The organism is Reyranella sp. GW821-FHT12G01 (assembly GCF_058806575.1).
Window position 1 is genome coordinate 927,791 of sequence record NZ_JBXAPV010000001.1, and the last position, 17,394, is coordinate 945,184.

The following is a 17,394-nucleotide window of genomic DNA, read 5'->3' on the forward strand; positions in this document are numbered from 1 at the left end:
CTGGAGTGATGATCACTCTTCTGCTGTCGTCCCACGCGCAGCGTATCTGGGGCGAGCGCATTGCGGCCGCCGTGCCGCCGGGTACGCTTTCCTTCCTGACCGCCGAGGCGGCACTGGCCGCCGATGGTCCCAGTCCTGCCGACATCGCCTTCATGACCCGCGAGGTCACGGGCAAATCCAATCCCGCCAATCCGACGCTTGAGCTGGCTGGTTTCGACGCCGTCGTGCGCAAGTCGCCGAACCTCAAATGGCTACAAATCCATCCGGCCGGCGCCGAGCGTCCCATCTATCGCGAGCTGCGCGCGCGCGGCGTCAAGGTTACGACCGCTTCCGGCGCCACGGCGATCACCGTGGCGCACAGCACCTTGGGTGCGGTGATCGCGATCAACCGGCGCTTTCCGCTGCTGGCCGATGCCCAGCGTCGCCACGCCTGGGAGCCGCGCCTGGGCGAGCGCTCGCCGCGCGATCTGGCGGGCCAATGCGCCGTGATCGTCGGCATGGGGCCGATCGGTCAGAACATCGCCAAGCTCCTCAAGATGCTGGGCATGCGCCCGATCGGCGTGCGCCGGACGGCCGAGCCGGTGGAGCCGTGCGAGAAGGTCGTCGCCTACGAGCAGCTCCACGAGGTGCTGCCGCAGGCCGACTGGCTGATCCTGTGCTGTCCGGCCTCGCCGGTGACGCGCGGTATCGCCAATGCGGCGGCGTTCGCGGCGATGCCCGACGGTTCGCATTTCGTGAACGTCGCGCGCGGCGAGGTCGCGGTGGAGAAGGACGTCATCGCCGCCCTGCAGAGTGGCAAGCTGGCCGGCGCCTATCTCGACGTGTTCGAGCGCGAGCCGCTCGATCCGGCGTCGCCGCTGTGGGACCTGCCCAACGTGCTGGTGTCGCCACACACCGCCAGCCATTCGCTGGGCCAGAACGAGGCGATCTTTGGGATCTTCCTGGAAAACCTCGAACGCTTCCGCGCCGGTCAGGCGTTGCGCAACGACGTCGACAAGCTCGGCTGAAGCGCCTGCTCCACGGCGCGCCGGTCCAGGCGCGCCCGCAGGCCGATCACGACCAGCTTGCCGGGCGTCGCGCCGGCCGGCGCCGCATCGATCTCGAAGCGCTGACCGACGACGTGCAGCGCGACCTCGTTCAGGATGCCCTTGGCGCGCAGAACGCCGGTGCCGGGTGCGCTCAGGCGCCGGCCGAGTTCGGCGACGTTGATGTTTTCGGGCACGTCCAGCTCCAGCGACTCGTAGAGTGAAGCCGCGTCCGGCGCGCCAGGCGTCATGAGCGTCGCCGACAGACGCGGCGTGGCGCCATCCCGCAAGCCGAGCAGAAGGTCGGGCGCAATGTCGGCGCGTGTGGCGGGCACGATGCGGGCGGCGGGACTTTGCCCGGCGAGCCACGCGAGCGCCGCTTCCCGCGAAGCCTCGTCTACAAGGTCGCAGCGATTGGCGATCAAAAGATCGGCGGCGGCGAGCTGGCGCGTGATCGTGTCGCCAAGATAGGCGTCGTCCGCCATGGTCCGCACCGTCTCGACATCGACCATCACGACGATGCCGTCGATGCGGTAGGCCGGCAGGAGCGTGACGGCGCTGGCCACCATGCCGGGGAGCGCGACGCCGCTGGTCTCCAGAACCACACGCTCGATGTCGGGCCGCTGTGCTGGCAGTGCCATCAGCGTGTCCATCAGATCCGAGCCGTAGCTGCAGCAGATACAGCCGCCGGAGATCTCCAGCGTGTCGCCGTTCGACGACACGATAAGGTCGCGATCGACGGATGTTGTGCCAAAATCGTTGACCAGCACGGCGAGTCGCTGGCCGTCGGCGGCGCGCAGCAGGCGGTTGACCAGTGTCGTCTTGCCGGTGCCGAGGTACCCGCCGATCACCGTGACCGGCAGCCGCCCGCCCGGTCGCGCCCCGCTCACGCCCCCACTCACATTCCGTTGGCGGGGAAGAGGCGGCCGCCGTGCACGGTGCCCCAGATGCGCACGTCCTTGAGCCTGTCTGGCGCGATCTCCAGCGGATCGTCCTCCAGCACCGCGAAGTCGGCGCGCTTGCCGCACTCGATCGAGCCGACCTCGCCGTCGAGCTTCAGGGTCCAGGCGGCGCCCAGCGTGATCGTGCGCAGCGCATTGGGCACGGAGATGGCTTCGCTGGTGCCCAGCGTGCCGCCGCTGGCGGTACGGCGGTTGACGGCGCACCAGGCGGTGAACAGCGGCCCGAGCGGTGTCACCGGTGCGTCGGAATGAATGGCGAGCGGCACGCCGCTGGCCAGCGCCGTCGCACAGGCGTTCATGCGCATCGCGCGCTCCGGACCGACCGTCGTCTCGTAATGCTGGTCACCCCAGTAGAAGTGATGGTTGGGGAACAGATTGGCGCACATGCCGAGCCGCGCCATGCGCCGGAACTGCGCAGCGTCGGCGAGCTGGCAGTGCTGCAAGGTGAAGCGATGGTCGCGCGCCGGCTGGTCGAGCAGGGCGCCCTCCAGGCAATCGAGCGCCATCTCGGTCGCCTGGTCGCCGTTGGTGTGGCTGTGCACCAGCACGCCCTTCTGCAGGGCCAGCTTGTAGAGGCCGGCAATCGCCTCGGGCGGCGTGTACCACAGGCCGTTCGGCGCGCCGTTGTAGTAGCCGGGCCAGCGCAGGCGCGCGGAGAAGCCCTGGATCGAGCCGTCGACGAACAGTTTGATGGCGCCGAGCCGCAGCCGGTCGGTCGACTTGGCCTTGAGCTTCACGGCGATGTCGACGACCTGCTCGGGCGTCAGCGCCTGGAAGCGGCGGAACGAGACGATGCGCACCGGGAAGCCCGCTTCGCCGGTCACCCGCGCCATCATCGATACCGCCTCGTCGGGCAGAAGGTTGGCGAGATCGGTGGCGGTGGTGACGCCCTGGCGCACGCACAGCTTCGCGAAACGCTTCAGGCCGTCCTCGTCGTTGGCCAACGCTTCGCGGTCGAAGCCGACATGGGCGCCGACGATCGTCATCGCCTCAGGGCCCTTCAGTTCGCCGGTGGGGAGGCCGTCGGCACCGAGCGGAATGCCGGGATGGTTGACGCCCGGCCGCAGCAGGCCGGCCAGTTCCAGCGCGCGCGTGTTCACGTTCAGGATATGGCCGCTGGCATGCATCACGCCGATCGTGCGTGTCGTCGACACGCGATCGAAGTCGCCGCGCGTCACGCGACGGTCGCCGTAATAGATCGGATCGAGGCCCCAGCCGGCGAGCGCCTCGGTGGGCGAGGCGAGCTTGCGCTCGGCGTCCTGCAGGCGCGTCACGACGTCGTCGATGGACGCCGCGCCGGGCCACACCTTGCCCTCGGGGTCCATGCGGTCGAAGCGGCCGAGATAGGTGTAGCGCCAGAAGGTGCCTTCGGCGGCGTGGCTGTGGCCCTCGACCAGGCCCGGCATCAGCACCTTGCCGGCGAACGTATCGTCGAGCGTGTAGGCGCCCCAGCCGGCGAGCTCCTCCAGCGGGCCGGCACCCAGGATACGACCGTCTCGAACGGCCACATGCGTGGCCTCGGGACGGGCGGGATTCATGGTGAGGATGCGACGGGCGCGGAAGATCGTGATCGGGCTGGAAGTCATGTGCCTGACAGTAGCGGTCGCGCCGCTCCGCCGCCAAGCACGTTCAGCCGGCGAGGCGGCGTCTGTCCGAGACGCCGCCTTGCGTTCCTTCTACCGAACGAGGTTCCGCGGCACGTCGCGGTAGGGCTTGTCGGTGTCGATGCTCGGTTCCTTCGGCATCTTCAGCACGCGCTCGGAGATGATGTTGCGCTGGATCTCGTCGGTGCCGCCGGCGATCGACGTTGCCGGGACCGAGACCAGGATCTCCGCGATCGTGCCGTTCAGCGGGCTGTCGGCCCCCGAAAGCAATGCATCGGCGCCGGAGAGCTGGGTGTGCACGCGGGCGGCGGCGCGGGCGACATGGCTGGAGACCAGCTTGCCGAGCGAGCCTTCGGGTCCCTGCGGCTTGCCCTGCTGGGCAGCAGCCCGTGCGCGGCGCGCCGTCCATTCGGCGGCCTTCGACATGACCAGCAGCCGGGCGATCTCCTGCCGCACCACCGGATCCTCGAAATGGCCGGTCTCCTTGGCGCGGGAGACGATCAGATCGACGCGGCCCGCACGCTGCGGATACCACTTGTAGGGCTCCATCGTCGTGGCGATCTCGGCCCGCTCCTCGTCGTAGGCGCGGCCCTTGCGGTCCGAACCCATCGCCCAGGTGCGCAGTCCGTCGGCGCCGCGACGCTCGTGCATCAGGGTCGTCGTCGTCACGGCCCAGCCATCGCCCACGTTGGCGACCAGGAACTCCGGCTCGACCACGGCGTCGGTCATGAACACCTGGTTGAACGAGGCGTGGCCGTTCATCTGCCGCAGCGGCTGCACGTTCACGCCGGGCTGGTGCATGTCGATGATGAAGTAGGACAGGCCCTTGTGCTTGGTCTTGTCCCAGTCGGTGCGTGCCAGCAGCAGGCCCCAGTGGGCGTGATGGGCCGAGGTCGTCCAGACCTTCTGGCCGTTCACGATCCACTTGTTGCCCTGCATCTCGGCGCGCGTGACGGCGCCGGCGACGTCGGAGCCGGAGCCCGGCTCGCTGAAGAGCTGGCACCACGTATCCTCGCCGGTGAGGATGCGGCGCAGGTACTTCTCCTTATGGAGGTCGGTGCCGTGCGCCAGGATGGTCGCGGCGGCCAGGGTGCGGATGCCCGCCTTGGCGACGCCGATCGCGCCGATGCGCGCGAACTCCTCGTCGACGACGGGGATCAGCGCGGCCGGCAGGTCGCGGCCGTACCATTCCTTGGGCCAGCCGGGGACACCCCAGCCGGAATCGGCCAGCTTGTTACGCCATTCGACGAGGCCGAGTTCGGGATTCCAGTTGGCTTCGAGCCAGGCGCGCACTTCGGCGCGGACGGAGTCTTCGGTGAGTTCGCTCATCTTCCTGCTCCTCAGGCGGCCCAGTGCTGCATCATCTTCTCGCGGTGATGATGGGCATCGCCCAGCATCACTTCCGAGCTCTTGGCGCGCTTGAACCAGAGATGGGTGTCGTTGTCCCAGGTGAAACCGATGCCGCCATGGATCTGGACGGCGTGGATGGCCGTCTGCAGGGCGGCTTCGCTGGCGGCCGCCTTGGCGATCGACGCGACCGCGACGATGTCGTCGTCGCCATCGTCCAGCGCGGCGGCAGCGTAGTAAGCCGCCGACTTCGCCAGCTCGACATCGACCAGCATGTCGGCGTGCTTGTGCTTCATCGACTGGAAGGAGGCGATGGCGCGGCCGAACTGGACGCGCATCTTGGCGTATTCCAGCGCATCCTCGCGCAGCCGCTCGGAAACGCCCGCCATTTCGTTGGCGAGGCAAATCGCGGCTTCGACCATGGTGCGGGCGAACGGCACGGCGGCGGCGCCGGCCTCGCCGAGCAGGGTCGCTTCGACGCCCTTGAAGTCCAGCCGCGCCAGCTTGCGCGTCGGGTCCATGACCGTGAGGTTCTTGCGCGCGAGGCCCTTGGCGTCGCCCTTTACGGTGAACAGCGACAGGCCGGCGTCGCCAGTGCTTCCCGGCGCGCGCGCCAGCACCACGATGAGATCGGCCGTGTGGCCGTCGATCACATAGCTCTTGGTGCCGTCGAGCTTGAAGCTCTTGCCCGATGGCGTGGCCGTCATCTTCGTGGCCGCGGCATCCCAATGCGCGGGATCCTCGACCCAGGCCAGCGTGGCGGTCGTGTCGCCGGCGGCGATGGCCGGCAGCAGCGCCTGTTTCTCGGCTTCCGTGCCGGCATTCAGGATCGCGCCGGTCGCCAGCACCGCCGTCGAGAAGTAAGGCGCGCAGAGCAGAGCGCGGCCCATTTCCTCGAGCACGATGCAGAGTTCGCTGAAGCCGAAGCCCTGGCCGCCATAGGCCTCGGGGATGCGCACGGCGGTCAGGCCGAGTTCGGCATTGAGCTTGCGCCAGGCAGCGGGCTCGAAGCCGGTTTCCGTTTCCATCAGGCGTCGCACTTCCTTGGTGGGCGAGCGTTCGCCCAGGAAGCGGCGCAGGCTGGTCCGGAATTCCTCCTGCTCGCTGGAAAAGCTGAACTTCATCGACACGTTCCTCCCAGTGCCGATTTTAGGCACTGGGAGGCGTGACCGGAAGCGCTGTGGACTGCAGGGCGAGACGCCGCCGAAGCGGCGCCCACCTCACACGTGCAGCAGGTCGATGTGCACGGTCGACGGATCCTGCTGCCCGGTGGCCACGAAACCGAAGTTGGTATCGGCCGCGTGGGCGATCGTTCCGTTGTAGGCGGCATTGCCGATGACGTAGCCGCTCGCATCGTGCGAGACGATCACGGCATTCCAGATGTCGGTGATCTGGTTGGTCGTCTCGATCTTGACCTGCCAGCCCGTGGTCGCGGTCGCACCGTCATTCTCGAGCGTGACGCTGCCGTTGAAGCCGCCGGACCACGAATTCACGACCGCGAACATGGCCTCCAGGTCGCCAGAATGCTCTGGCGTCGTCGGCGTGGTGGGTGTCGTGGGCGTCGTCGGTGTGGTCGGCGTCGTCGGAGCGGCATCGTCGTCGACGATGGTGCCGGTTCCGGTGGCGCGGGTGATCGTGGCGCCGTTCGCGTTGGTCAGGACGACGCCGAAATGCTCGTTGCCCTCGACCAGCTTGTCCGGCGTGATCTCGATCGTGATCGTCTTGCTCTGTTCGCCGGCCGCGAAGGTGACGTGGCCGTTGCTGGCAATGAAGTCCGAGGCGCCGGCCTCGCCGTAGACGGTCTGGTAGTCGACCGTCACTTCGTGCGTGGCGGCCTCCGAGAGGGTGAGCACGAAGCTCGCCTTCGGCCCGCTCGTCGTGCCGCCATCGCCCGGCGCATCCTCGTGGAACTGGTACTCGATGGGCGTCAGGTAGCCCATCTTCGTCTGGTTCACGGTGGTCCAGTTGTCGTTCAGGATGCCGCCGGTGTCGCCCGAGTTCGGGTTCCACGACCAGAAGGTCCAGCTCGGTCCCTTCTGTCCGGGCGCCAGGTCGGACGTGCCGTCATTGTTGAAGTCGCCGCCCAGGTAAGACGTGATCGCGTCCAGCCACGGCGCGTCCTTCGGATCGACCAGCTTGGTGCCGAACTCGCCGATCCACACGGGGGCGATGCCTTCCTTGTAGATGTAGCCCCACATCTGGTCGAACTTGGCGGGCAGGTTGTCGGCGAAGTTGGAGCCCTGGAACCACGGCTGCGGATAGACCGAGTTGGGATAGTCGTGCGCCGAGTAGACGAGCTTGTCGTCGAGCGCGAGGTCGATCGGCCGGTCGCGCACGCCCATGAGGTTGCCGCCCCACCAGTAGCTCTGGCCGTTGTAGGTACCGACGCCCTCGACGAAGATCAGCCAGTTGGGATTGACCGTGCCGATGGCATTGCCGGCGGTCTCCGCCGCCAGCGCCCAGTCGTTGGCGCCGCCGCCGCCCCAGGTGCCGTTGTACGGCTCGTTGTGCAGGTCCGCGCCGATCACCGACTGGTCGTCGGCGTAGCGCGCGGCCAGCATCTTCCAGTCGTTGATCCAGGCGGACTGCGTGTACTGGCTGTTGTACCAGAGGCCGTTGTCGGACGTGCCGGCGCCGGCGTTGCTGCGATGGTGGTCGAGGATGATCTTGATGCCGATCTGGTCGGCATAGTCGACGATCTTGTCCATGACCTGCAGCGCCGACAGGCCCTGGAGATCGGGGTTCTTGCTGAAGTCGATGCCGTTGGGCGCCGCGTTGGTGTGCAGCATCTCGCTGGAGAAGGGCAGGCGGATCGTGTTGAACCCGAGGTCCACCATCTGGTCCATCATGTCCTTGTAACCGCGCGTCCACAGGCCGTGCGGCGCAAAGTTCGACGATTCGAAGCCGAACCAGTTCACACCGGCGATCTGCACCGAGTGGCCGGCCGAATCGATGATCTGGTTGCCCGAGGTGCTGAGCCAGCCCGGCGCCGCGCTGCCGCCGGGATTGCCCTCGACCACCGAGGCGTCGGAGATGCTGAGCGTCGGGCCGGTCGGTGTCGCCACGTCGTCGTTCACGATCGTGCCGATGCCGGTCGCGTCGGCGATGGTGGCGCCGGTCGCGCTGGACAGGACGACGCTGAAGCCTTCATTGGCCTCGACGGTCGCGTCGCCGATCGTGGCGACCGTGATGGTCTTCTGGGTCTCGCCCGCCGCGAAGGTGAGTGTGCCGGACTGGGCGACATAGTCGCTGCCGGCGAGGGCCGTACCGTCGGCCGTCGCGAAATGCACGGTGACGGGCGCGGTGGCGGCGGAGGACAGGCTGACGGTGAAGGTCGTGTGTCCCGGCGCCGCCGCGCTGCCTTCGGCCGAGGAGGCGTCGTTGATCGAGAGCGAGGGCAGGGTGGCGCCGTCGTCGTTGATGATGGTGCCGACGGCCGTGGCGTCCTTGATCGTGGCGCCGGTCGGCGACGACAGGCTGAGCTTCATCGTCTCGTTCGCTTCGATCGCCGTGTCGCCCAGCACCTGGACCCGGACGACCTTCGACGTCTCGCCGGCGGCGAAGGTGAGCGTCCCGGACTGGGCGACATAGTCGCTGCCCGACCGGGCCGAGCCGTTGGCGGTCGTATAGGCGACGGTGACCGGACCCGACGTCGCCGCCGAGAGCGAGACGGTGAAGGCCATTTCGCTGGTGCCGCTATTGCCTTCGATCACCGAGGCGTCGGCGACGGAAATCGTCGCGTCGTCGTTGGTGATGGTGCCGATGGCCTGGCTGTCGGTGATCTTGCCGCCGGTCGCCGCCGACAGATTGATCTTCAGTGTCTCGTTGGCCTCGATGACGGTGTCGCCGGTGACCTTGACGTTGATCACCTTGGAGGTCTCGCCGGCGGCGAAGGTGATCGTGCCGGTCTGGGCGACGTAATCCTGGCCCGCCTTGGCCGTGCCGTCCGCGGTCGCGTAGGTCACCGTCACCGGGCCGGTGGTGGCTTCCGACAGGGTCACGGTGAAGGCGAGGTCGCGCGTTCCGCTGTCGCCTTCCTTCACCGAGGCATCGGCGATGGTGATGTTGGGCACGATGGCGTCGTCGGTGACGATCGTGCCGACCGCCGCGCCATCGGCGATCGTGGCGCCGGTCGGCGCCGACAGGTTCAGCGCCAGGGTCTCGTTGAGCTCGGCGACCTTGTCGCCGTTGACCGTGATGCTGATCGTCTTCTGCGTCTCGCCGGCCGCGAAGGTGATCGTGCCGGACTTGGCGACATAGTCCGAGCCGGCCGTCGCGGTGCCGTCGGCCGTCGCGTATTTCACGGTGACGGGGCCGGTGGCGGCCTTGGACAGGCTGACCGTGAAGGTCATCTGCGTGGTACCGTTGTTGCCCTCGACCACCGAGGCGTCGCCGACCGAGATCGTCGGCAGGACCGGCGCCGGCTCCTCGCCGGCCCCGTTCAGGGTGAGGCTGCTGGTGGTCGTGCCGCCGGTGGCGCCGGGCGTGGCCTGGAAGCCGAAGGTGACGTTGCCGCCGGACGAGATGTCGGCGTTGTAGGAGGCATTGCGGATAACGTAGTGCGTCCCGACATGGCTGACGATATCGGCGCCCCAGATGTTGGTGATGGTGTATCCGGCGTCGAATTCGATCGTCCAGCCATGGACCGCGGCCGTGCCGGCGTCGACCGTCATGTTGCCGATGAAGCCCGAACCCCAGTTGTCCTTGACCGTGTACTTGACCGTCGCCATCGCTTTCCTCCGCTCAGTTACCGCGTATCGCGTGCGTGGACAGATGCCATCGACATTGGGGCGTTACATCGGCAGCCCCCGGGCTAGTCGACGAACGCGGCAGGAAAGTCGACGAACGGGGCTTGTCCGGGCGGCTAAGCCCGCGCTTGCCTGACCTTGGCAAATGCCCAATCTTCCGGGGGAATTCAGACGCCGCGTCCGGAGCCTCCGACCTTGTCCGCAATCCTGCTTGCCCGGTGGAACGGCCTGCCCCTGTTCTGGCGGGTCCAGATCGCGGGCTGGGGGCTCTTCGCGATTGCCGACGTGATGGCGCAGCGCGTCGCCTATCACAGCTATGCGGTGGCCTTTGCGCGGACGGGACTCATCCTCGTCTGCCTGGTCGCGATCTCGACGGCCATGCGTGGCGTCTACATCACGCGGCCCTTCGCTCATCGCGTGTCGGTGGCTGGCGTGGCGATGATCGGACTGCTTTCCCTGCTGGGCGCGTTCGTCGTCGCGAGCATGATCGTCCTGGTCCATGAGGCGCTGCCGTGGATCGTGCCGCCCGACAGCCGCGGCGTCGAAGAGTTTTTCGTTCCATTCGTGCATTACTTCTTTGCCCTCACGGGGTGGAGCCTTGCCTACTTCTGGCTGCGCGCGGAGATGGCGGAGCAGGCGCAACACCGCCGGACCATGCGTGCGCAGGCCGAGGCGCTGCGCGCGGAACTCGAACAATTGCGGCTGCAGCTTGACCCCCATTTCCTCTTCAACGCGTTGAACGGCGTCGCCGAAGAGATCCCCGAGCATCCGTCGGCGGCATTGGACATGCTTCGCAACCTCACTGCCTACCTCCGGCACTCGCTGGACGGCATCAATCACACGGTTGTCACAGTGGAGGGCGAGGTTGGCGGCCTGACCTCCTATCTCGCCGTCCAGCAGGCGCGCTTCGGCGAGCGCCTGCATACGCATCTCGACGTGACGCCCGAGGCGAGGCGACGGCGCATCGCGAGCTTTCTCCTCCAGCCGCTGGTCGAGAATGCGGTGAAGCACGGGCGCCGCGACCATGGCCTCGCCATACGCGTCGACATCCGGCTCGACGGCGAGACGCTCCATGTCGAGGTCGAGAACACCGGCACGCTCGACACGGTAAGCGCCGCGGCGCGCCGCCAGCGTCCCGGCATCGGCATGGAGAATGTGCGCCGCCGCCTGGCGCTGCATTATCCCGACCGCCACGTCTTCACCTTGCGCGAGACCGGCGAGCGCGCCGAGGACAAGAAGGTGATCGCAACTCTCGAGCTGAAGGGTGAGCCGTGCGGGTCCTGATCGTCGACGACGAGCCGCTGGCGCGCAGCGCCGTGCGGCGGCTGCTCGCCGCACACCCCGAGGTGGAGATCGTCGGCGAGGCCGACAGCACCGAGTCGGCGCGCGCAAGCATCGCCAGCCTGCAGCCCGACCTCATTTTCCTCGACATCGAGCTGGGCGGCGGCGGCGACGGTTTCGACCTGATCGATTCGCTGGAGCGTCCGCCCATCGTGATCTTCGTCACGGCCTTCGCCGAGCATGCGGTCGAGGCGTTCGCGGTGAACGCGGTCGACTATCTCCTGAAACCGGTGGAGCCGCAGCGTCTCGAAGTGGCGCTGGGGCGGGCCGCCCGGCAGCTCGCGCTGGCGGCGCTGCCGCCCGGTCCCGGCGTCGTCGAACTCAAGACGCCCCGCCGGACCCTGCTGGTCACGCCGTCGGAAATCGTCGCGATCTGCGCCGAGGGCGACTTCGTGCGCGTCTTCGTGGCGGCTCAGCCAGCGGTGATGATCCTGCGCACCCTCGCTCATTTCGAGGGGTTGCTGCCGGCGCCGCCGTTCGTGCGGCTGGGCCGGTCGGTGATGATCAATCGCGACCGGCTGCGCAGCCTCGAGGCGCCGACGCGCTCGACCGGTCGGCTCGTGCTCGACGGCATGGAGCATCCGCTGGCGATCGGCCGCGCCGCGATAACACGCCTGCGCGAGCAATTGTCGGACAAGGGCTAGACTCTCTTCCTCGGTCTGGCATCGAAGCTGCAAGGCTCCCCTCCGCGAATGTCGCGGAGGAAACCATGAAAGCCGTCGTCATCCATGCCACCGGTGGGCCCGAACAGCTTGTCGTCGCGGAGCTGCCCGATCCCGTGCCGGGTCCGGCCGAGGTGCTGATCGACGTGGCCTATGCCGGCTGCAACTGGGCCGACACGCAGGTCCGCATGGGCATCTATCCGCATCCCATGACCTATCCAATGGTGCTGGGCTTCGAGGTCTCCGGCACGGTCGCGGCACTCGGAGCGGGCGTCACCGGCGTGAAGGTCGGCGATCGGGTCGCGACCTTTCCGGAGAAAGGCGGCGCCTATGCCGAGAAATGCGTCGCCTCCGCGAAGGGTCTCATCAAGCTGCCCGACGCGGTCGGCCTCGACGTCGGGGCCGCCTTTCCCATCCAGGCGCTGACCGCCTGGCACATGATGTGGACGATCTACGGCGGCATCGGGCCGGGCGACACGGTGCTGGTGAATGCGATCGGCGGCGGTGTCGGCCTGATGTGCACCCAACTCGCGGTGAAGGCGGGCGCGAAGGTCATCGGCACGACCGGCACGCCGGGCAAGGAAGCGAAGGCGCTGGCCTTTGGTGCCTCGCGGGTCGTCGTGACCTCACAGGAGGATTTCGAGCGGGCCGTGCTCGACTTCACCGATGGCAAGGGTGTCGATCTCGCAATCGATTCCTACGGCGCCACGATGCTCGACCGCACGTTCGGCGTGGTGAAGATGCTGGGCCATATCATCAGCATCGGCGAGGCCGAGGGGCAGCCTTTCAAGAACATCCGCGAGCGCATCCTGCCGCGTTCGCAGACTTTTACCCGACTGCATCTCGGCCATATCGACCAGACCTCCCCGGAGTGGCGCGAAGGCGTCGAGCAGGTGTTGGCGGCCCTGTCCGAGGGCTGGCTCAAAGTGCCGATCGAAGGCGTGTTCCCGCTGGCCGAGGCGGCGGACATGCACCGCCGCCTCGAAGGTCGTGGTGTCGCCGGCAAGCTTCTGTTGAAGGCGGCCGGGTGACTTCAGATCAGCGCTCCAGCCAGACGTCCTCGAAGCGCCAGTTGTTGTAGATGCTGTTGATGTGCAGGGTCACGTTCTTGACCTGCGGTTGCCAGCATCCGGCGATGCGGCCGTGGCTGATGATCGGGCGTGCCACGTCCTCCTGCAGCTTGCGATCGATCTCCCAGACCATCTCCTGCCGCTTCTTGCGGTCGGTCTCGCGCGACTGTTCCTCGAAGAGCTTGGTCATCTCCGGATCGCAGTAATTGTTGTAGTTGCGCAACGAGCCGCAGGCATAGCCCTCGAACAGCGTGACGTCGGGATCGTCGACCGCGCTGCCGGTCAGGTTGAGCGCGACGACATAGTCTTTCTTGAAGACGCGGTTGTAGTAGACGCTGGTGTCGATGATCTCGAGCTCGCCGTCGATCCAGATCTGCTTGAGCTGGTCGATCAGGATCACCGCCGGGTCCTTGAAGGTGGCGATGTTGCGGGTGCTGACCTTGATCTTGAGTCGCTTGTCGGGCCCGTAGCCCGCCTGCTTCATCAGGGCCCGGGCTTCCTCGCGGGCCTTCTCCACGTCGCCGTAGCCGATGAGGCCCTTGAGCTTCTCCGGAGGCAGGCCCCAGACGCCGTCCGGTGGTGGCAGCAGGGCGCCGCCCATCTGGCCCTCGCCTTCGGCCAGGATCTTGATGAACGATTCGCGGTCGAGGGTCAGCGCCATCGCGCGGCGGATCTTCGGATCGTCGAAGGGCGCGACCTCGCGATTGATGATCAGGTTGGTGCTGACACCGCTCTCGCGCATCGTGCACTGCGCCTGGGGCGCGTCACGCTTGATGTTCTTCAGCAGCGGCACCGTAACGTCGGCCGGGAACGTCATGTCGAACTTGTTGGCGATGAACGACAGCATGCGCGTCGAGCGATCGGCGATGATCGAGAACTCGATGGCATCGAGATAGGGGCGCCCTGGCTTCCAGTAATCCTGGTTCTTCACCAGCTTGATGCTCTCGTTCATCTTGAAATCGGCCAGCTTGAACGGGCCGGTGCCGATCGGCTTGCGCCGCATGCTGTCGGCCGGCACATGACAGGGATAGATCGGCGTGTAGCCCGAGGCGAGCAGCGCCAGCAGCGAAGGCTGGGCGTGCTTCAGGTGGAAGGTCACCTCCGACGGGCCCTCGGCGGTCACCTTCTCGACGTTGGTGTACCAGGCGCTGCGCGGATTGCGGCGCAGCTTCTCGGGCGTGAGGATGAGATCGAAGGTGCAGGCGACGTCGGCGGCCGAGAACGGCTTGCCGTCGTGCCACTTCACGCCGTCGCGTGTCTTGAAGACCAGCTTGCGGCCCTCGTCCTTCGTCTCCCAGCTCGTCGCGAGGTCGGGCACGATGGTGTCGAGACTGTTCTTCGGGGCGTTTTGGTCGAAGATGACCAGGTTGTTGTAGATCGCCATGAAGGGGACGGCGACCGAGACGGTCGACTCTTCATGGATGGAAGCACTTGGTGGCGTGTCCATGTGCTGTATGCGCAAGGTGCCGCCGCTCTTCTGTGCCCATCCGGTGCCAGCCCATCCGATAAGTCCTGCGGCGATACAAATCGAAGCGAAACGCGTCTTGTCGATTTTCATTTTGGTTTCCTCCCGACGATGACTTGCAGTTGGTGCTTTTTGTCTCCGTAGAATTGCAGTGCGGCTGAAAGCCTAGACCGCGTGCATGCGGTGTGTCGACCTGCGCGCGCGGTCTGCTATCGTCCGCCGCCCGTTCTGAGAAATTTCCAGGAGATCGATGTGACCACTGCTCCCCAACGTCTGCGCGCCCTGCTGGCCGAACCCGGCCTCGTCGTCATGCCGGCGGTGTGGGACGGGCTCACCGCCAAGCTGACCTATGGCGAGGGCTTCAAGACCGCCTTTCTCTCGGGCTCGTGCGTCGCGGCCAGCCGCCTGGGTGGTCCCGATCTCGATCTCGTCTCGTTCGGCGAGATGTTCGACTCGTTCAACATGGTGCACAGCGCTGCGCCCGACCTGCTCGTGCTGGCCGACGGCGATCACGGCTACGGCAATGCGATGAACGTCCAGCGCACGGTCAGCGCCTATGGCCGCGCCGGCGCCGCCGCCGTCCTGATCGAGGACAAGATCACGCCGCGCGCGCTCACTGCCGCCGGCAAGCCCTGCCTGCCGCGCGAGGAAGCGCGCATGAAGATCCGCGCGGCCGTCCAGGCGGCGAAGGAATCCGGCATCCTCGTGCTGGCACGCACCGACTGCCGCCCGACGCAGGGCATCGACGAGGCCGTCGCCCGCATCGAGATGTATGTCGAGGAAGGCGCCGACATCCTGTTCCTCGATTCGCCGGCCGACGATGCGGAGATCAAGCGCGGTGTCGCCGCCGCCAAGGGCCGCCCGTCCTTCGCCGTGCTCTCCCCCGGCGCGCCGCGCGCCACGCCTTCGCAGACCGAAGCCGCGAAGCTCGGCTTCAAGATCGGCACCTATCCGACCGGCATGCTGTCGCCGGCCGCCGCCGGCATGAAGGCGGGACTGGCCGCGCTGAAGGCCGGCGAAGCGGAGAGCAAGAGCGCGCTGTCGCCCGCCGATCTGCGCGCCACCCTGGGCTATGCCGACTACGACACCGCGGCCAAGCCTTTCATCGTGAAGGCCTGATCTTCACGGCAGTGTGTTCCCAGACGGGCCCGGCCTGTTCACCGGGCCCGTTCGCGTCCTCCAGAGTGAAGAGTTCATGAAGCGCAAAGCCAGCAAGGCGTTCGTCCATCTCGGCGCCTCCTCGATCCACGGCCTCGGCTGCTTCGCCGACATCGATATCAAGAAGGACGAGTTGGTCCGGGTGTGGGACGGCAAGGACAGCCGCTTTATTCCGCTCGCCAAGGCGCACGCCTCGCCGCAGGTGCAGCTCATCAAGCGCTTCGGTATCCGCACCAAGGCCGGCTATTGGACGCCGCTCGATTTCCTGCGCATCTCGACGGGCTGGTACATGAACCATGATGCCAATCCGAACATCGGCTCCGACGACGGCGACGTGACCTATTACGCGCTGCGCGACATCAAGGCCGGCGAGGAACTGGTGATGGACTATCGTCTGATGGACGAGCACCACGACAATCTCAGCCGTGATGAGGTTGTGCCGGCGACATCGCGAGCGAAATTACGTCGCCGCCGGTGAATTAGGCGCGTCAGCGGTCCGTAAGGAAAAGCCTTCATTAGTGCCCTGAATGGGCACCATCGATTCCACGACCGACGCGTGATCAGGGCCGTCAACCTGCTGGGCGTGCTGGCCATCCTGGGCGGCCTCTCGATGATGGCCCGCTTCGGCCTGTCGTTCCGTACGCTGCGTCCCTTCACGACCTCGATGCTGGAACCCGAGGACGCACTCGCGTCGGACGATCTCGTACGACACCAGAACGACGCCGTGAAAGGTCGCTTCGGCTTCGGCGTCGCGTTGCTCGGCGCCCTGATGCAGGTTGTGACCTGCCTGTGGCCGCTGGTCTGAGGCAACCCGCTGCGCGTCCTGCCGTTCGCTCTTCAGTCACTGACCGAGGAGCGCGTCATGAACCACGATCCCGACCCGAAGCCCCGTGAACGTCACAACACGGACGTGGAGCGTGACTCCGGCACCGGCGAGAAGGTCGACAGGCGAGAGAACGACACGGCCCGCACCGTCGAACCCGAGGACGAGGATCGCCGCGTCCGTCCCGGCGAGCGGCGGCCGGCCGGGACGATGCCCTGAGGGCTAGAGGTGGTCCCGCTCGAAATCCTCGCAGGACAGGCCGAACATGGAGAGACCGTCGGCCAGATGATCGGCGAGTAGCGGCTGGCCCAGCAGATAGGCCGATGTGCGGTCGTTGCGCGCCTCGCGGGCCTGGGTCCGCAGGTCTTCCCAATCCTCCAGATCGCCGTCGCCGCGGCCGAGCCAGAGCAGCGCCACGAGATCGACCTGCTCGTCTTCGTCGAGCGCTTCGATGAAGGCGATGAGTTCGTCCTGAGTTGGATCGTCATCATGCGCCTCGAGGACGGAGGCCGCGCCGTCGTCGGTGGCGTTGGAGCCCGAATCGGGATCGGTCTCGACGTCCTGCACGTCGAATTCGCGGGCCTTCACGATGATGTGGCAGACCATGTCGGTGGCGATCGCAAGCGCGGGCGGAGTGCTGAGGGCGTCGGACATGGTTCGTCTCCGGTTCCGGTGGGGCGTTTCACGCCTCCAACGACGCCATCCCGCATTCGTTCCTAGAGCGGCTGCTTCAGGATCCAGTCCCGCGCCGGGCCGACCTCGTGGAAGATGCGCATCGGCCGTTTGGCCGCGGCCAGCATGCCCAGTACACGCGACACCATGGCGACCTTGTCCTCGGACACCACGACAGCCAGCGGGCCAACCGCATATGTCTGGTGCGAGGCGCGCATGCGCACGCCGATGGCCAGGATGTTCTCCGTTCCCATGCTGGTGTCGCCGCGCGCCCCGTCGAACAGCTTGCGATAGGAATGAAGGTCGGCCTTGTCGAGGACGTCGAGATACGCCTCGAATTCCGCACGCGAGATATCGCCCTCGGCGACGACGGTGAGGAGCCTTTCCTTGGAGTCGATGGTCCAGTGCATCGGCATGATGCGTCGAATCTGCCAGTCACCCAGATTGAGCGCCAGAGATGCGAAAGGAGGGGGTGACCCGACCCTGCCACGGGTCTAATTCTCACAGTCTCGCTTTG

At 66.9% G+C, this 17,394-nt stretch carries 16 protein-coding genes; 8 read left to right on the forward strand and 8 right to left on the reverse strand.

Annotated elements, in window-relative coordinates; all coding sequences use genetic code 11:
- Window positions 1-8: 8 nt before the first annotated feature.
- Window positions 9-1,007 carry a D-2-hydroxyacid dehydrogenase gene (locus AC1RP5_RS04565; protein ID WP_493109401.1) on the forward strand — a complete coding sequence of 333 codons (999 nt, stop codon included), beginning with the start codon at window positions 9-11 and terminating at the stop codon, window positions 1,005-1,007.
- Here AC1RP5_RS04565 and AC1RP5_RS04570 read toward each other — a convergent pair.
- The 5 genes from AC1RP5_RS04570 to AC1RP5_RS04590 all read right to left on the reverse strand — a co-directional run bounded on the left by AC1RP5_RS04570 (window position 971) and on the right by AC1RP5_RS04590 (window position 9,668).
- On the reverse strand, window positions 971-1,915 hold the full coding sequence (locus AC1RP5_RS04570) for a CobW family GTP-binding protein (RefSeq protein ID WP_493109402.1): 945 nt from the start codon (window positions 1,913-1,915) through the stop codon (window positions 971-973). The two genes, AC1RP5_RS04565 and AC1RP5_RS04570, sit on opposite strands and share 37 nt — an antisense overlap.
- Before the next feature lie 8 nt (window positions 1,916-1,923).
- Window positions 1,924-3,573: an amidohydrolase gene (locus tag AC1RP5_RS04575; RefSeq protein WP_493109405.1), complete on the reverse strand. Its 1,650-nt coding sequence runs from the start codon at window positions 3,571-3,573 to the stop codon at window positions 1,924-1,926.
- A 90-nt stretch (window positions 3,574-3,663) separates the two neighbouring features.
- Window positions 3,664-4,920: an acyl-CoA dehydrogenase family protein gene (locus AC1RP5_RS04580; RefSeq protein ID WP_493109406.1), complete on the reverse strand. Its 1,257-nt coding sequence runs from the start codon at window positions 4,918-4,920 to the stop codon at window positions 3,664-3,666.
- Between the two features lie 11 nt (window positions 4,921-4,931).
- A complete protein-coding gene (locus AC1RP5_RS04585; RefSeq protein ID WP_493109407.1) occupies window positions 4,932-6,062 on the reverse strand; it encodes an acyl-CoA dehydrogenase family protein in 1,131 nt (376 codons plus the stop codon).
- 96 nt (window positions 6,063-6,158) lie between these two features.
- Window positions 6,159-9,668, reverse strand: a complete 3,510-nt coding sequence (locus tag AC1RP5_RS04590) for a Calx-beta domain-containing protein (protein ID WP_493109408.1) — start codon at window positions 9,666-9,668, stop codon at window positions 6,159-6,161.
- Between the two features lie 213 nt (window positions 9,669-9,881).
- Here AC1RP5_RS04590 and AC1RP5_RS04595 point away from each other — a divergent pair, with 213 nt between their 5' ends.
- From AC1RP5_RS04595 to AC1RP5_RS04605, 3 genes are all read left to right on the forward strand, one after another.
- Window positions 9,882-10,970 carry a sensor histidine kinase gene (locus AC1RP5_RS04595; protein ID WP_493109410.1) on the forward strand — a complete coding sequence of 363 codons (1,089 nt, stop codon included), beginning with the start codon at window positions 9,882-9,884 and terminating at the stop codon, window positions 10,968-10,970.
- On the forward strand, window positions 10,958-11,671 hold the full coding sequence (locus AC1RP5_RS04600; protein ID WP_493109411.1) for a LytR/AlgR family response regulator transcription factor: 714 nt from the start codon (window positions 10,958-10,960) through the stop codon (window positions 11,669-11,671). The genes AC1RP5_RS04595 and AC1RP5_RS04600 overlap by 13 nt, the downstream gene beginning before the upstream one ends.
- Window positions 11,672-11,736: 65 nt before the next feature.
- On the forward strand, window positions 11,737-12,720 hold the full coding sequence (locus AC1RP5_RS04605; protein ID WP_493109412.1) for a quinone oxidoreductase family protein: 984 nt from the start codon (window positions 11,737-11,739) through the stop codon (window positions 12,718-12,720).
- A gap of 7 nt (window positions 12,721-12,727) precedes the next feature.
- Here the strand turns inward: AC1RP5_RS04605 and AC1RP5_RS04610 are convergent, their stop codons facing one another.
- Window positions 12,728-14,317 carry an ABC transporter substrate-binding protein gene (locus tag AC1RP5_RS04610; protein WP_493109413.1) on the reverse strand — a complete coding sequence of 530 codons (1,590 nt, stop codon included), beginning with the start codon at window positions 14,315-14,317 and terminating at the stop codon, window positions 12,728-12,730.
- A 159-nt stretch (window positions 14,318-14,476) separates the two neighbouring features.
- Between AC1RP5_RS04610 and AC1RP5_RS04615 the strand changes: the two genes are divergently transcribed.
- The 4 genes from AC1RP5_RS04615 (at window position 14,477) to AC1RP5_RS04630 (ending at window position 16,424) form a co-directional block, all read left to right on the forward strand.
- Window positions 14,477-15,343 (forward strand): isocitrate lyase/PEP mutase family protein, encoded by an 867-nt coding sequence (locus tag AC1RP5_RS04615; protein ID WP_493109414.1) that lies wholly within the window; start codon window positions 14,477-14,479, stop codon window positions 15,341-15,343.
- A 76-nt stretch (window positions 15,344-15,419) separates the two neighbouring features.
- Entirely contained in the window at window positions 15,420-15,860 is a 441-nt protein-coding gene (locus AC1RP5_RS04620; RefSeq protein WP_493109415.1) for an SET domain-containing protein-lysine N-methyltransferase, read from the forward strand.
- 78 nt (window positions 15,861-15,938) lie between these two features.
- A complete protein-coding gene (locus AC1RP5_RS04625; protein ID WP_493109416.1) occupies window positions 15,939-16,187 on the forward strand; it encodes a hypothetical protein in 249 nt (82 codons plus the stop codon).
- Between the two features lie 57 nt (window positions 16,188-16,244).
- On the forward strand, window positions 16,245-16,424 hold the full coding sequence (locus AC1RP5_RS04630) for a hypothetical protein (protein ID WP_493109417.1): 180 nt from the start codon (window positions 16,245-16,247) through the stop codon (window positions 16,422-16,424).
- A gap of 3 nt (window positions 16,425-16,427) precedes the next feature.
- Here the strand turns inward: AC1RP5_RS04630 and AC1RP5_RS04635 are convergent, their stop codons facing one another.
- Window positions 16,428-16,859 (reverse strand): DUF3775 domain-containing protein, encoded by a 432-nt coding sequence (locus tag AC1RP5_RS04635; protein WP_493109418.1) that lies wholly within the window; start codon window positions 16,857-16,859, stop codon window positions 16,428-16,430.
- 62 nt (window positions 16,860-16,921) lie between these two features.
- Window positions 16,922-17,293, reverse strand: a complete 372-nt coding sequence (locus tag AC1RP5_RS04640; protein WP_493109419.1) for a hypothetical protein — start codon at window positions 17,291-17,293, stop codon at window positions 16,922-16,924.
- Between the last annotated feature and the right edge of the window lie 101 nt (window positions 17,294-17,394).

Coding starts and splice junctions, on each gene's coding strand:
- AC1RP5_RS04565 (WP_493109401.1), top strand. CDS start 9: ATGATCACTCTTCTGCTGTCGTCCCACGCGCAGCGTATCTGGGGCGAG.
- AC1RP5_RS04575 (WP_493109405.1), bottom strand. CDS start 3,573: ATGACTTCCAGCCCGATCACGATCTTCCGCGCCCGTCGCATCCTCACC.
- AC1RP5_RS04580 (WP_493109406.1), bottom strand. CDS start 4,920: ATGAGCGAACTCACCGAAGACTCCGTCCGCGCCGAAGTGCGCGCCTGG.
- AC1RP5_RS04585 (WP_493109407.1), bottom strand. CDS start 6,062: ATGAAGTTCAGCTTTTCCAGCGAGCAGGAGGAATTCCGGACCAGCCTG.
- AC1RP5_RS04590 (WP_493109408.1), bottom strand. CDS start 9,668: ATGGCGACGGTCAAGTACACGGTCAAGGACAACTGGGGTTCGGGCTTC.
- AC1RP5_RS04605 (WP_493109412.1), top strand. CDS start 11,737: ATGAAAGCCGTCGTCATCCATGCCACCGGTGGGCCCGAACAGCTTGTC.
- AC1RP5_RS04610 (WP_493109413.1), bottom strand. CDS start 14,317: ATGAAAATCGACAAGACGCGTTTCGCTTCGATTTGTATCGCCGCAGGA.
- AC1RP5_RS04620 (WP_493109415.1), top strand. CDS start 15,420: ATGAAGCGCAAAGCCAGCAAGGCGTTCGTCCATCTCGGCGCCTCCTCG.
- AC1RP5_RS04630 (WP_493109417.1), top strand. CDS start 16,245: ATGAACCACGATCCCGACCCGAAGCCCCGTGAACGTCACAACACGGAC.
- AC1RP5_RS04635 (WP_493109418.1), bottom strand. CDS start 16,859: ATGTCCGACGCCCTCAGCACTCCGCCCGCGCTTGCGATCGCCACCGAC.
- AC1RP5_RS04640 (WP_493109419.1), bottom strand. CDS start 17,293: ATGCCGATGCACTGGACCATCGACTCCAAGGAAAGGCTCCTCACCGTC.